Raw genomic sequence first — 13612 nt, 5'->3', positions numbered from 1 at the left:
GGTGGGGTGACCCGCCGGTAACCTAGCTCGGTGCCAGGCTCACCTCTGCCCCCCCACCACCCAAGGGGGGGCTAGTCTTTGCTCAACCCCGCTGTCAACGGGCCAATCCCCATCCCAAGCATTCCCGCATCACTTGGCCCAATAGATACAAAGACCCGCAAACCACAGCCGGTGGCTCCCCAACAGCTTGAGACTCCTGCATCTGAACACAAAAAGTAGACAAATCGGGCAATGCTTGTGCTGAAGCGAGATGGGGTTGCAGGGTTTGGGCCAGTTGGGCCAGTTGTTCGGGATCTGTCCCTAAGTGTCCGGCAATTGGCAAGGCGAAGAAGGAATCTCCCGGTCGCAGCAGGGTGCTGAGAATACCTTTGACATCCTTGGTGCTGAGGATACCGACATACCAGGCAAGGGATCCAGGTTGGTGCTTGTCTAGATAACGACGGAGAGCCTGGGCGGCGGGTAAGTTGTGGGCTCCATCCATCAGCAACTGGCGGCAACCAAGCTGCACCCGTTGTAAGCGCCCCGGCCAGCGGGTGATGGCAAACCCCTTTTCTACGGCGGCATCGGGGATCTGCCAGCCCTGTTGTTGTAGGGTTTCCACAACGGCAAGGGCTACCGCTGCATTGGTGAGTTGTACATCGCCGCTGAGGGGCAAGGTGAGGATCTGCCCTCGCCATCGGACGGTTTGGGGTTGCAACCATTGCAGGGGTTCAACCACCCGTAGGGGGCTTTGCAACTGCTCTGCCTTGGCTCGGATAACTGCTGTAACCTCTGGGGTTTGGGGTGCGCACACTGCTGGGATCCCTGGCTTGAGAATACCCGCCTTTTCAGAGGCAATTCGGGGCAGGCTGTTGCCCAAGCGCTGCCAATGATCCCAGCCGATGGAGGTGATGGCGGTCACCACGGGCTCGATCCCGGCATTGGTGGCATCCAGCCGACCACCCAAGCCCACTTCTATCACTGCCACGTCCACCTTTTGCCGGCGGAAGTACAGCCAAGCGGCAGCGGTGATGACCTCAAACTGGGTGGGAGAAGCCTCGCCAGGAGCATAGGTTTGTAGGCAGTCGCGCACTTGGGCCAACGCTTGGCTCCAGTCGTTGGCAGAAATGTACTCCCCGTTCAGCCAGATCCGCTCCCGCCAGTCCACCAAATGGGGAGAGGTGTAGCGACCGACGCGATAGCCCGCTGCCCACAGCACGTGGCTGACCCAGGCACAGACGGATCCCTTGCCGTTGGTGCCGGCCACGTGGATAGCCGGGATCCCGGCTTGGGGCCGACCCAGGCGCTGCAGCAGGACTTGCATGCGCTCCAGGCTGAGATCCACACCAAAATGGCCCAGCGACTCCAGAAACGCCGGCCAATCCCAGTCTGGGATCTGAGGCAGGTTTAAGGACAGATCGCTCTGGCTCAAGCCAAGACTCCGTCTCGCTAGCTAGGGGAAGTGAGGTTTGGGGATCGCTACCAGCGGCTCTAGAGGTTCACCACAAAAGCGTCGCGAATGCCCGGCTGCTTGAGTACCTCTTCTAGGATCCCATCTGGCAGGGGATCATCTAAGCTGAGCACCATTACTGCATCGCCGCGGATGATCTTGCGGCCCACCTGCATGCTGGCGATGTTGACATTGTAGGCTCCCAGCAGGGTGCCAATTCGCCCGATGATCCCGGGCATATCTCGGTGCAGGGTCATCAGCATGTTGGCGGAAGGGGGCACATTCACCGGGAACTCGTCAATCTGGGTAATCCGCACCTCTCGCTCCCCGATCAACGCCCCCGAAACGGAGCGGATCCCATTGGGGCCATGGGCAATCAACGTCAGGGATCCCGAATAATCTTTCAAGGAGGGATCTCGAGTTTCCACCACCCGAATGCCCCGTTCTTTGGCCTCGATGGAGGCGTTGACGTAGTTGACCCGTTCCCGCAGCGCCAGCGTCAAAAGCCCTTTGAGGGCGGCAATGACGATCGGCTGCCCATCTTTTTCCGCCAGATCTCCCTGCAGGCGGATCTCCAACTGGTTGACGCGATCCCCAGCCAACTGGCCAACCAAGTTGCCCAAGGTTTCGGCCAAGTCCAGGTAGGGTCTCAGGTTTTGCAACACCTCTGCCTGTAAGCCGGGGATATTCACGGCAGAGCGGGCCGGCAGCCCCAACAACACATCGCGGATCTGCTCGGCCACGTCGATAGCCACATTCACCTGGGCTTCTTCGGTGGAGGCCCCTAGGTGGGGGGTGAGCAGGACTTCCTTGCCCAAAGAAAACAGCGGAGAGTCCTTCAGCGGCTCGTTGGCAAAGACATCCAAAGCGGCTCCGGCAATTTGGCCGGATTTCAGGGCTTCGTACAGCGCCTGTTCATCCACCAAGCCGCCACGGGCACAGTTAATTAGGCGAGCAGTCGGCTTCATCATACGGAAGGTTTCGGCGTTGAACAGGTTGGTGGTTTCAGGCGTTTTGGGAATGTGCAGAGTGATGTAGTCCGATTCCTGTACCAAAGTCGTGAAGTCCACCAGGCGCACCCCCAGTTGCTCTGCCCGCTCCATGGAGAGGTAGGGGTCGTAGGCCAGCAGCTTCATCCCCATCGCCTTGGCAATCTGGGCCACGTGGGAGCCAATTCGCCCCAATCCCACAATCCCCAGGGTTTTTTTGTAGACTTCTACGCCGACAAACTCCTGCCGATTCCATTGGCCCGCTTTCAGAGAGGCATTGGCATCCGGTATGTGGCGCGAGAGGGCCATCATTAAAGCAATGGCGTGCTCGGCAGCGGCAATGGTGTTGCCCTCGGGCGAGTTGACCACCAGGATCCCGGCTTTGGTTGCGGCAGGCACATCGATGTTATCGACTCCAACACCCGCCCGCCCGATGATTTTCAAGTTCGTCCCCGCCTCGATCACCTCGCGGGTGACCCGTGTGCCGGAGCGCACCATGATGGCATCGTAGCTGGGGATAACCGCGATCAACTGCTCTGGGGTGAGCTGGGTTTGCACATCCACCTGAGCCACTTGAGAGAGGATATCGATCCCCGCCTGATCGATGGGATCTGTAACGATAACTCTGGGCATAAGCAGCGCTGGTCTTGTGGGATGGAGGGCAACAGAAGCAGAAGAACCAATTGCTGCCAGTTAAGGCGGATCCCAGCGGATAAGCCAAACCTTGATCCAACCTCAATTGGCACACTTTAATCTACCGCGAAAGTCCGCCGGTAAGGTGAAAACTCAATTCTGCAGCAAGCTGTCCGATCCCAAAAACCCATCGAGCTGCCTTGGAAGAGAGATGGGCCCGTTAAGACAGGGATCCCACCGGGGCAATATATTTCCCGTCGATGAGAAAGACGCCATTGGCAAATTGCACACAATAGGTGCCCAACAGCCGCCGCTGCAGGATCACCCCTTGTTCGTGCAAGCGGATCAAATGGGCCGGGCGCAACATCGGCATCGGGTCAGCCGTCTTTAGATAGGGCGGCATCTCCACCACCTGAACCGTCGCCCCCACCGGCAGTAACCCCTGAGCTTCAGACATAGGGAGAGTTCATGCTGCAACCATCTCTAGCTTAGCCGAGACCTAGGCCGGTGCAGGCCCGAAACCTGACCCGACCCAAACAACAGGGCGGAGCCCAGAACCCACTGGATCCCTGAGCCATTAATGTAAGATTTTTATCTTAAGTACCGAAGTTGCCAGGATAAAAAGGTAACATCTTGCTCAAGCTCCCTGGTTTTTCCCAAGAGGAAAAGCTAGCCAGCCTTTTGAGATGCTGCCAACTGTTCGTGAGTCTGCTATCATACCATGACCTCTTCCAACTGTTTTTTGTATCTTTGGATACGAAAACCTCATTTACCCGAGTAATCTAGGGGTTTTCTCGCTGTGGAGCTGTGGGCGCAGGGCTTGGCAAACCGGCCTTTGGCCCACTCGCTGGCCAGATCTTTGCCGAAATCCTATAGGAGTGTTAAGAATAGTTACATTGGTTGACTATCTTCTCAGTTTTCACAGTCGTCCTTCTTCAGCGCCGCGAAACGACCATGCTAGATCCGATTCCCCCCCCAGCCCTTGAGGAATATCTGTTGGAAACGGGTATTATCGACCGTTCTCAACTGAGTTTGGCCAAAAAGCTGCAGCATCGCCAGCAAGGGCCGTTGCTGATGATTCTTTTGGAGTTGAGTTTCATCGATCTAGAGCAGCTCAGCCGCCTTTTGGATTTGGGCCGCACCTACCCTTTTGACCATGCTGCAAACGCTGGATAGTCTTCAGCCCGACTGGCAACAGGCGCTGGCTCGGTGGTCTACTGCGGAGCAGGGATCCCTGCTGCTGAAAAGCTGTGGGGGAAAGGATCTGGGGGAGTTGCGCCGTTTTCTGCAACAGGTCTGTGCCCCTGTCCAGTCTGTTACGCTGCTGGCAGAAGGCTTAGAGGTGGTGGCCGGCCCCTTGACGCTTCAAAGCTGGGATCCGCAGACAACGGGCCATTTTGCCCACCTTTATCTGGAGCGTCCCGCCTCTACTCTGCACCTGAGTCGTTTGGCGGCGATTGTGGCTCGGTTGCGTGCTCCCGACGGCTGCCCTTGGGATCGGGCCCAAACTCCAGAGTCTCTTACTCCCTACATTCTCGAAGAGGCGTATGAGGCGGTAGCGGCCATTCGCGGCGGGGATCCGGCAGCGATTGCCGATGAGCTGGGGGATTTGTTGTTGCAGGTGGTGCTGCAGTCGCAGATCTTTGCCGAGCAGAACCACTTTGATCTGGAAGCTGTGGCGGCGCGGATTGCCGATAAGCTGATCCGTCGTCACCCCCACGTATTTGGGGAGGCTGTGCCGGCAGACCTGGCCGAGCTGCACCGCTCTTGGGAGCAGATCAAGCAAGAGGAGCAACCGGATCAAAGCCTTGGTCAAAAGCTGCTCCACTATGCTCAAAGTTTGCCCCCCCTGATGGCTGCTCTGAAGATCTCCCAAAAGGTGGTGGGAGCGGGATTTGAGTGGCCAACGGTGAAGGGGATCTGGGCCAAGATCCGCGAGGAAGAAGCCGAGCTGCGCCAAGAATTGGAAAGGGATCCCCCCGATCCGGCCCGACAGGCAGCCGAGTTGGGGGATCTGCTGTTTGCTCTGGTCGACTTGGGCCGTTGCTATGGCTTGGATGCTGCCCAAGCGCTGGCTCAGACCAACCTGCGTTTTGCCCGTCGTTTTTTGCGCATGGAAGAGCTGGCCCAGGAGCCGACAGGATCCATGCCCGGCGATGGCAAAGGCTCCATGCTCAAAGGACGCAGTCTCCAGGAATTGGAAGTTCTCTGGCAACAGGCCAAGCAAGACCATCCCTAGTTCGTCTGGGGTTGGGCCGGCTCTGAGGAGTATCCATTCACCGAACCGTGCAAATTCAAATCCGCCATTTCATCGAATACCGCTACAGTTGTCCGGTGCAACTGAAGCCCCACACTGTGCGCTTGCGACCCCGTTGCAACGGGATCCAAGCCCTCTTGGCCTTTGATCTGCAGGTGGATCCCCGCCCGGCAGGCCAATCGGAGCTGGTGGATCTGGATGGCAACGCGGCGGTTCAGCTCTGGTTTGGGGATCCCACCGAACATCTGCGCATCCAAACCCAGTCCACCGTGGTCACCCTGCGGCGCAACCCCTTTGACTATCTGCTCTTCGATTGGGCCACCCACCTTCCCATCAACTACCCCAGCACGCTGGCAGCCCAACTGCAGCCCTATCTGGCGACCCAGGCAGATGCCGGCATCCAAAGCCTGGCCTGGGAGCTCTGGGATCAGGTGCAGGGGGAGACGACGGCTTTTTTGCCGGCGCTTAACCAACGCATCTACTCCGAGTGCCGCCACATCTTGCGGGAAAAGGGGGATCCTTGGCCCGCCGGCCTGACCTGGCAGCGCAAAACCGGCGCCTGCCGTGACCTGACGCTGGTGTTTATGGAGGTCTGCCGCACCGTAGGCTTGGCCGCACGCTTTGTCAGTGGCTACCAGGTCGGTTCTTCGCAGCCGGCGGGGGAGACCACAGAGCCTGTGCATCGTCATCTGCACGCCTGGGCGGAGGTGTATCTGCCAGGGGCCGGTTGGCGAGGGTTCGATCCCACCCAAGGGCTGGCCGTGGCCGATGGCCATGTGGCTTTGGCGGCCAGCGCCTACCCCAGAGATGCCGCTCCTATCTACGGCCATTGGCTGGGCAGGGGTGTTCACAGCCACATGAGCTACACTATCCAGATCCAGGCAGAATCTTCTCCCCAAGCCCAGCTCAACTGAGCTCCATCTTGCGTGGGATCCCTTGAGGGATCTGCCGTCGCATTCCCTACTTTAGATATCTTGCAGTGAAGCCCTTTCAAAACCATGGACGAGCTCAACACCCTGATCCGGGATTTGCAAGCTGCCTTTGGCGACAGCAGCACGCCGGTGCTCTCGTTATACGCCGACATCAACCCTGCCCGTCCTGAAAACGCCCGCCTTGCCTGGGTGGGACGCATCAAGAACGCTATCAAAGAGCTGCCGGAGTTCCGGGAGGGCAAGCGGGATCCTTCTCTCTACGAGCAAATCCTTGCCCTGCTGGAACAGGAGCGCCCTTCCGCCCGCACCCTAGTTCTTTTTGCCAGCCGCAACGCTGATGGCAAGCTAGTGCTGCGTCGAATCGACCTGCAGGTGGAGCTGCCCGTAGTGGATCTGGCCCACGGGCGGGTAGAAGCCCGCTGGGGTGAGCCGTACTTGACCCCTTTGATTTTCGCCTTCGATGAATATGAGCGGGCCGGGGTGTTGCACCTGTCCGGGGCCAGGTGGCACTTCTACGAGCTCTTTTTGGGAGAACTGCGGGAGGACACGGAAGTCTTTGCCAACATCAGCGCCGACGAGTGGCGAGAACTCCAGGAGCTGGCCGGCCGCATCGAGAATGTCGTTGCCGAGCGTCGCGCCCGCAGCGGCGGCACCTTCGACAAACTCTCCCCCAAGGAGCGGGAAGCGGCCAAGGTCAGCCTCTGGATGCACAAGCTTTACGTGCGCCTGGCCCACGCCCTCGACAAAGCGGTGGATCGCCTGGGCATCGAGCGCCTGGTGCTTGTGGGCGAAGCCTGGCAGGTGTCTCACTTTGAGGGCTACCTCAACCGCGGCTTGCGCAACCGCATCGTCGCGCGGGTGGGGCATCCGACCAATTTCCACGCCCCCACACCGCAAGACATCCTCGAGCGGGTGCTGCCCGTCCTGGAGGCCGCCGAGCGCCGAGGGGAACTGGCCTTGTTGGAGCGGATTCGGGAGCAGCCCGGCGCTTGGGGCGTGGACGCGGTGCTGGAAGCTCTCCAACTGGGTCGGGTGGAAATTCTCGTCCTGCCCTGGAGGTTGGAGACTACCATCTGGCGCTGCCCAGACGGCTCGGTGGGGGGAACCCAGGAGATGGCCCGGCTCCTCTGCCCAGAGCCGCAACCGGTGGCGCTGCGGGATCAGGTCTGGGTGCTGGCCCGCGATTTTGGCGCCAAGCTGGAGTTTGTCCGTGGCGAGGCCGAAGACCGCTTGCTCCACGAATTCCAAGGAGCAGCCGCGCTGTTGCGCTGGTAGAGGCCGCGACCCAATAAGGCCGGATCCCAAGGCGAAAAATTGGGCTAGCATAGCCTAGCCAAGATCTTGAAAGTTTGCCGAGGGATCCCGTTGACCCAGTCTATTGATCTTCCCACCAGCGTTGACACCTTTTTGCAGGAGCTGGCCGCGATTCAGCAAGTTGGGCCGAAACGAGTGGCAATCCTGGGCAGTCGTCACGTGCCCATCACCCACCAGTACCTCATCGAGACCCTCAGCTATGCTTTGGCCCTCACCGGCAACCAGATCCTCACCTCTGGGGCCATTGGCACCAACCTGGCCGTGATTCGGGGGGCGATGCGGGCGGACATGAAATCGCTGACGGTGATCTTGCCGCAAAGCCTGGAGCGACAGCCGGCAGAGTCGCGGGCCAGCCTGGAGCAGGTGCTGCATTTGGTAGAGCACCCCGAAAATGACCACCTTCCCCTGGCAGAAGCTAGCCGCCTGTGCAATCTGGAGATCATCAGCAAGTGTCAGCAGTTGATCTGCTTTGTCTTTCACGACAGCGTCACGCTCCTGGATGCCTGTAAGCACGCCGAGGAGCAACACAAGTTGGTAACTCTCTTCTATTTCGATTGATGGGGCTCCTCGCTGGGTTGAGCTGGCGGCAAGGGAAAGTGTTCTTGTAGCCAGGCTTCGGCTTCTGCCGGGGTGGTGAGTTCGCCGTTGAGGGTGAGACAACGCAGTTGCTCCAAGATCGCCTGGAAAGAGCGACCTGGCCTATAGCCCAGACGACGCAGGTCATGGCCGTTGAGGAGCGGCTTGACCCAGTGCCACTCCTGCAAGTAGCGCCAGATCAGTCGCCGGGCCGGTTTGTCGGCAAGGCTGGCCAACAAAATCACCGCCGGGATCCGCAGCCCCTGCAGCCGTTGCACCACCTGGGCAGGAGACAGGGATCCAGAATTCAGTTGGGCCAGCAGGGTTTGGTAGTGGGGGAACTGGCTGAGGCGTTCGACGCCCGCTTGGGTGAGGTGGAGCTGGTTGGCTACCTGGGGCGCTTGGGGCAGTGTGAGGAGGAGAGCCTCGAGGCGCAGTTGCCAGATCTCCTGGGAGCCCAGCTCGGGATAGCGGCGGCGAAAGTGATGGGCCCAGCGGCCCACCCGCTGCAACCGCCGACACAGGGAGGGATCCCACTCCAGGTCGGGGTGAATACAGCGCAAGGCTCCCCATTCCGCCAGCCGCTCAAAAGCCTGCGGCCAATCGCGGGATTGGAAAATGTAGGCCAGCTCTTGCTTGAGGCGATCCCCGCCGACAGCATCGTGCAGGCCACTGGCCACGGCAGCGCGGATCCATTTTTCTGTGGTCGAGTCCAAGCTAAAGCCCAGGCGCACCGCAAAGCGCACTGCTCGATAGATGCGGGTGGGATCCTCGATGAAGCTGTTGGGGTGCAGGGCGCGGATGATCCCCTGCTGCAGATCCGCTTGTCCGCCGAAAAAATCCAGCACCTGTCCCCGCTGGGGGCCGTTGAGGCGCAGGGCCAGGGCGTTGATGGAAAAATCCCGCCGGTAGAGATCTTGTTGGATGGATCCCATGGCCACTTCGGGGGGCGAGGCCGGGTAGGGGTAAAACTCGGTGCGGGCACTGGCGATATCCACACAAAAGCCGCCTGGCCAGATCAAAGCCGCCGTTTGGAATTTGCCGTGGATCTCCAGCCGCGCTTCTGGGAAGTGCTGTTTGAGCGCTTGTCCCAAAATCAAGCCCCAGCCTGGGGGATCTGTCCCGGCGATAGCCAAGGGGTAAGGCCCATCCACCACCAAGTCCAGATCCAGCCGCTCCAGGTTGGGTGAGGGCGGGCGCCCCCACCGGTGCAGCAACAGATCTCGTACCGTTCCCCCGACCAGATACACCCTCAGGCCCTTTTCATCGGCGATGCGGGCGGCCTGCTCCAGCAACTGTCGATGCCGTTCCGACAGAGCCGCGAAGGTGAGATCCAGAGGGCAGGAAAGGGCAGGGGAAGCCAACTGCGGCGAGAGGGCCGGCAGCTCGTGTAGATGCCGCAACACGTCGGTGCGGGTCACGATGCCCACCAACTGGCCATCCTGGAGCACGGGCAGGCGGCCAATATCCCACTGCACCATCAACCGCTGGATCTCCGCCAGCGGCGTGTCGGGGGAGAGCGTCTTGACGTCGGTGGTCATGTAGCCCTTGACAGGGGCATGGCCAAACCCGTGGTGCAGGGCGATATCGATATCCCGCCGCGAGATCACCCCCACCAAGCGGCCTTGGGCATCCACCACCACCAGGCCAGAATGGCCATAGCGCAACAGCACCCGCTGCGCCTCGTCGATGGTGATCTCCGGTCGGATGGTGCGCACCGGGGCCGACATCAAGTCTTTGGCCGTCACCGGGGGTGGGATCCGCGCTTTGACCGCCTGGCTGAGGGCCGCCAGGACTTGGGCCGGGTCGGGCAAAGGCTGGTCGGGGCTGGCTTTCAGCGTGGCCGCCGCTGCACAGTCGTGGCCGCCGCCACCGTAGAGGGCCATCACCTGGCTCAGGCGGGCAAACTCCTGCCGTGCCCGCCCGATCAGGCTCAGCCGCTCCCCCTGCCGCGCCACCAAGAGCAGCACGTCCACCCCCGTCAGATCCATCAGCCGCATCACCAAGCCGGCCAAGCCGGGCACAAACTCCGGCAGCTCCAGCAGCCACGTTCCCAGGCGATACTCCCCCACCTGCTCTACCTGCATCTGGGCCAACCCCTGGCTGAGCAGTTCGCGCATCTGGGGGGTGAGGCCATCCCCCAAAAAGCGCCGCAACAAGACCAGGTTTACCCCCTGCTGCAACAGCCAGCTCAGGGCGGCAGCGTCGCGGGCGGTGGTTTCCGGGAAAGTCAGGGATCCGGTGTCCATGTGGATGCCCAAGGCCAGCGCCAGCCGCTCAAAAGGGCTGAGGGGGATCCCGGCAGCCTGCAGCCGCTCCACCAGCAATGTACAGGTGGATCCCACAGCCTCGATATGGCAGGTAACCTGCTGCTGCGGCCAAAAGCAATCTGTCGGGGTTTCCGGATCCTGGAGGTGGTGGTCGAAAATCTCAATCTGCGCGCCGGGGACATTCACCCAAGCGGCGGCCTTGCCCAGGCGATCCGGATCGTGGCAATCCACCACAATCCACCGCTGCACCTGGCGGGGATCCACCGAACGCAGCTCGATGAGGGGAAATTCATCCCGGTACAGGGCCAAAAACTCCTGTACCCCCGGCAGGGATCCCCCGGTCAAGGCAATGCGGGCTCCCGGGTACAGGCGCGCTGCCCCCACCGCTGCCCCCAAGGTGTCGAAGTCCGCCGCTTGATGGCACAGGATTAGATCCATGGACAGCTATGCCCGCCGCCTTCTTCCTTCCATCCTGGCCCAACCTGGGATCCCGGCCACAGGGAGAGAACTGCCGCTTGACTGCTGTGGGCCAAAAATGAATTGGCAGGGGTGCTTCAAGGACAAAGCCTTAAAGAGTGGTCAGTTCCTTTTCTTTTTCTGCCAGCAGCTCATCGATTTTCTTGATGTAGCGGTCGGTCAGTTTCTGGATATCCTCTTGCAAGCTTTTGGATTCATCTTCCGACAGCTCGCCGTTTTTCTCCCGCTTGCGCACCGAGTCGATGCCATCCCGCCGGATGTTGCGGATCGAGACCCGACCCTCTTCGGCCAGTTTGGCCACCTGTTTGCTCAGCTCTTTGCGGCGTTCTTCCGTCAGAGGGGGAATGTTGAGGCGCACCACCTTACCGTCGTTGCTGGGGGTTAAGCCCAGGTCAGAGGCGACAATAGCCCGCTCAATGGCCGCCAAGGTCGAGGGATCAAAGGGCTGGATCAAGAGAGTGCTGGAGTCTGGCGTGGTAAGGCTGGCCAAGGCCTTCAGGGGAGTGGGCACGCCGTAGTACTCCACCTGCACGCGATCCAGCAGGCTGGCATTGGCCCGCCCGGTGCGTACCGTATTAAAGGAGCGCTGTGTGGCTTGCACAGCTTTGTTCATCAACTCCTCAATCTCAGCTAGCTCCACGGCGTTTTCCTCGCTTTCAAAACAGTTTCCAGGCTTTGGCAGCCAACTCGACACCTCTACGGTCAGCCTGACCTCAATTTTACTGCTTCGTTGGGATCCGCAAGGGATCCAGATAGCGACAGCACGGCCAGATAGATCCAGTTTGCCCTAGTGCCGGCTCTTGGCTTCCCAGCAGTTGATGAGGTGAACCTCAGCCAAGCGGGATCCTTCCTACGCAAGAGATGGATCTAGAGATGGACCTATATTGCTAACGCTGGAAGAAGCTGCGACTGGATTGCTGTGGGCGGTCACACGTAAACTACATTGTTGTCCGGCTTCTCGCATTCCTCCCGACGCAAGGACTCCGTCCCGCTTCGCGACCAGCTACGCCAGAGCGCGGGGCTTCTGCGGTTTCTAGCTGAATGGGTTGCTTCAACTGCTCGCTCAACGCTGCCGGGAACTGGCTCTAGGCTCAAGCTATCTGTAGACTTGCCAGGCTAACGGAAATGCTCTTTTCTCCTCGGCAAATCTTGCCCTCATTCTTCTACCCACCCCTGCATTGGGGCCTCAAGATCCTCTTTCCCGAGGGCCTGTGGGAGCTGCCGGCAGATCCCCATGCTCGGCGGGTGGCCCTCACGTTTGACGATGGCCCTCACCCCGAGTACACCCCGGCTCTGTTGCGGGTTTTGCTGGATTTTCAGGTGCCGGCCACGTTTTTTGTCCTGGGAGAACGGGTGCAGCGCTGGCCCCACCTAGCCCGTCAGATCCGCCAGCAAGGTCACCGCATTGGCCTGCACGGCTGGCAGCATCGCTCTTTTACCCAGCTTGCCCCCGACGAACTGCGGCAGAGCCTGAAGCGCAGCCAAGCTGCCCTGGTGGCTGCCTGTGGCGGGATCCCCGGCGATTATCGGGCTGTGCGCCCGCCCAATGGCTTGTTTTGGCCGCAGACGCTTGTGGATCTGCGCCGTTGGGGCTTTTGTCCGGTGATGTGGAGCGTGGTACCCGAGGATTGGCTGACTCCACCGGTAGCGGTGGTGGTGGAGCGGGTGCTGGCCCAGGTACAGCCTGGCTCCTTGATCGTGCTGCACGATGGCGTTCAGGGGGGATCCCAAGTGGCTGAGGTGGCGCGGCAGTTGATCCCGGCTTTGAAGGAGCGGGGGTTTGAATTTGTCCACTTGCCGGATCCCTAGAAGATCTGTCAGTTGCGGAGAAAGTTAAATACAGTAGAGGCAAGAGCAAACAGGAGGGTCAGGTCATGGGTGCACGCAAGATCATCTACGGCATTTTCGGGCAACGGGCCGGCAGCGTCATCGTCGGAACTTGGAACTGGCTGTGGGGGCTCCCCGTGGACAAAGGGGGCACAGGGGCAGTGATGGTGGCGGAAGAATCCCTGCGCACCATGCAGGAAACGGTTCAGCGTCTCACCGAAGCCGTTGCCACCCAAGTGGCTGCCTATCAGCGGGCCGAGCAGAAGTACATGCAAAAGGTGCGGGAGTACCAGGCTCTGGAGAACAAAGCTCGCCTGGCCGCCCAACGGGGCGATCAAGAGGCGGCCCGCTTGGCCATGTCCCAAGCGCTGCAAATTGAGGCCATTCTCGGCCCCCTCAAAGAGAATGTGGAAACTGCCGAGCGCTATGTCAACGCGGCCAAGCAGAAGCTGGCCCGCGAAAAGGAGCGACTGGCCGCCTACAAGAGCGAGCTGAGCAACCTCAAAGACATCAACGAGGTGAACCAAGCTCTCGAGCAGATGACCCGTGTCAACAATTCCTACAACATCGACTCAGCCAAGTCGCAATTTGAGGCAGCCAAAAACGCTGTCCAGGCTCGCCAGCTCAAGGCCCGCGCCCTGAGCGAGCTTTCGGAAGATCGCAGCGAGCAAATTGCCGCTCAACTGGACGAGATGGCCATGGACGATGAGATCTCTCGCCGCTTGGCGATGCTGACGGGCCAGGGGGGCGCGCCGGCCAACCTGCCGCTGCCAGATTTGGACTTCGAGAAGCGGCTCCCTCAATAGCGGCAGCAGCTTCCCATTCTGGGGATCCCCTGTTTCCGGGTTCCTCGGCAACTGGGCCGAACATCTCCGTCTGAGCCCATGCGGTAGCCGTGCTGTACAAGG

Annotated in this window: 12 protein-coding genes; 7 read left to right on the top strand and 5 right to left on the bottom strand. The window is 60.4% G+C overall.

All coding sequences use genetic code 11. From position 1 onward, the window contains the following. Positions 1-94: 94 nt before the first annotated feature. From NW851_RS10005 to NW851_RS09995, 3 genes are all read right to left on the bottom strand, one after another. The gene (locus NW851_RS10005) at positions 95-1411 is read right to left on the bottom strand and encodes a bifunctional folylpolyglutamate synthase/dihydrofolate synthase (RefSeq protein WP_414338181.1); all 1317 of its coding nucleotides are present in this window, start codon (positions 1409-1411) and stop codon (positions 95-97) included. 59 nt (positions 1412-1470) lie between these two features. Continuing rightward, entirely contained in the window at positions 1471-3051 is a 1581-nt protein-coding gene (serA, locus tag NW851_RS10000; RefSeq protein WP_414334694.1) for a phosphoglycerate dehydrogenase, read from the bottom strand. Positions 3052-3271: 220 nt separating this feature from the next. Further along, positions 3272-3508 carry a DUF3148 domain-containing protein gene (locus NW851_RS09995; protein WP_414338178.1) on the bottom strand — a complete coding sequence of 79 codons (237 nt, stop codon included), beginning with the start codon at positions 3506-3508 and terminating at the stop codon, positions 3272-3274. 497 nt (positions 3509-4005) lie between these two features. Between NW851_RS09995 and NW851_RS09990 the strand changes: the two genes are divergently transcribed. The 5 genes from NW851_RS09990 to NW851_RS09970 all read left to right on the top strand — a co-directional run bounded on the left by NW851_RS09990 (position 4006) and on the right by NW851_RS09970 (position 8112). Next, entirely contained in the window at positions 4006-4227 is a 222-nt protein-coding gene (locus NW851_RS09990) for a DUF2949 domain-containing protein (RefSeq protein WP_041438119.1), read from the top strand. Next, on the top strand, positions 4208-5290 hold the full coding sequence (gene mazG / locus NW851_RS09985; protein ID WP_414334696.1) for a nucleoside triphosphate pyrophosphohydrolase: 1083 nt from the start codon (positions 4208-4210) through the stop codon (positions 5288-5290). Before NW851_RS09990 ends, mazG begins: the two co-directional genes overlap by 20 nt. Positions 5291-5337: 47 nt before the next feature. Then, positions 5338-6222, top strand: coding sequence for a transglutaminase family protein (locus NW851_RS09980; RefSeq protein WP_414338174.1), 885 nt, complete (start codon positions 5338-5340; stop codon positions 6220-6222). Between the two features lie 84 nt (positions 6223-6306). Then, on the top strand, positions 6307-7515 hold the full coding sequence (locus NW851_RS09975) for a VLRF1 family aeRF1-type release factor (RefSeq protein WP_414338171.1): 1209 nt from the start codon (positions 6307-6309) through the stop codon (positions 7513-7515). Positions 7516-7605: 90 nt separating this feature from the next. Further along, the gene (locus tag NW851_RS09970) at positions 7606-8112 is read left to right on the top strand and encodes a DNA recombination-mediator protein A (protein ID WP_414334690.1); all 507 of its coding nucleotides are present in this window, start codon (positions 7606-7608) and stop codon (positions 8110-8112) included. Here the strand turns inward: NW851_RS09970 and NW851_RS09965 are convergent. Together NW851_RS09965 and frr are read right to left on the bottom strand one after the other, a co-directional pair. After that, positions 8100-10838, bottom strand: a complete 2739-nt coding sequence (locus tag NW851_RS09965; protein ID WP_414338168.1) for a CBS domain-containing protein — start codon at positions 10836-10838, stop codon at positions 8100-8102. The two genes, NW851_RS09970 and NW851_RS09965, sit on opposite strands and share 13 nt — an antisense overlap. A 130-nt stretch (positions 10839-10968) precedes the next feature. Continuing rightward, positions 10969-11517, bottom strand: coding sequence for a ribosome recycling factor (gene frr, locus NW851_RS09960; RefSeq protein ID WP_414334688.1), 549 nt, complete (start codon positions 11515-11517; stop codon positions 10969-10971). Positions 11518-12002: 485 nt separating this feature from the next. Here frr and NW851_RS09955 point away from each other — a divergent pair, with 485 nt between their 5' ends. Further along, positions 12003-12686 carry a polysaccharide deacetylase family protein gene (locus tag NW851_RS09955; RefSeq protein ID WP_414338165.1) on the top strand — a complete coding sequence of 228 codons (684 nt, stop codon included), beginning with the start codon at positions 12003-12005 and terminating at the stop codon, positions 12684-12686. Between the two features lie 65 nt (positions 12687-12751). Then, positions 12752-13510, top strand: coding sequence for a PspA/IM30 family protein (locus NW851_RS09950; protein ID WP_414334686.1), 759 nt, complete (start codon positions 12752-12754; stop codon positions 13508-13510). Positions 13511-13612 lie beyond the last annotated feature (102 nt).

Source organism: Synechococcus sp. H55.7 (genome assembly GCF_047462395.1).
Classification (GTDB): Bacteria; Cyanobacteriota; Cyanobacteriia; order Thermostichales; family Thermostichaceae; genus Thermostichus.
The sequence above is the reverse complement of the archived record's forward strand: the minus strand, read 5'-3'. Positions and strand labels throughout refer to the sequence as shown.

Coding starts and splice junctions, on each gene's coding strand:
- NW851_RS09990 (WP_041438119.1), top strand. CDS start 4,006: ATGCTAGATCCGATTCCCCCCCCAGCCCTTGAGGAATATCTGTTGGAA.
- serA (WP_414334694.1), bottom strand. CDS start 3,051: ATGCCCAGAGTTATCGTTACAGATCCCATCGATCAGGCGGGGATCGAT.
- NW851_RS09955 (WP_414338165.1), top strand. CDS start 12,003: ATGCTCTTTTCTCCTCGGCAAATCTTGCCCTCATTCTTCTACCCACCC.
- NW851_RS09975 (WP_414338171.1), top strand. CDS start 6,307: ATGGACGAGCTCAACACCCTGATCCGGGATTTGCAAGCTGCCTTTGGC.
- mazG (WP_414334696.1), top strand. CDS start 4,208: ATGCTGCAAACGCTGGATAGTCTTCAGCCCGACTGGCAACAGGCGCTG.
- NW851_RS09950 (WP_414334686.1), top strand. CDS start 12,752: ATGGGTGCACGCAAGATCATCTACGGCATTTTCGGGCAACGGGCCGGC.
- NW851_RS09995 (WP_414338178.1), bottom strand. CDS start 3,508: ATGTCTGAAGCTCAGGGGTTACTGCCGGTGGGGGCGACGGTTCAGGTG.
- NW851_RS09965 (WP_414338168.1), bottom strand. CDS start 10,838: ATGGATCTAATCCTGTGCCATCAAGCGGCGGACTTCGACACCTTGGGG.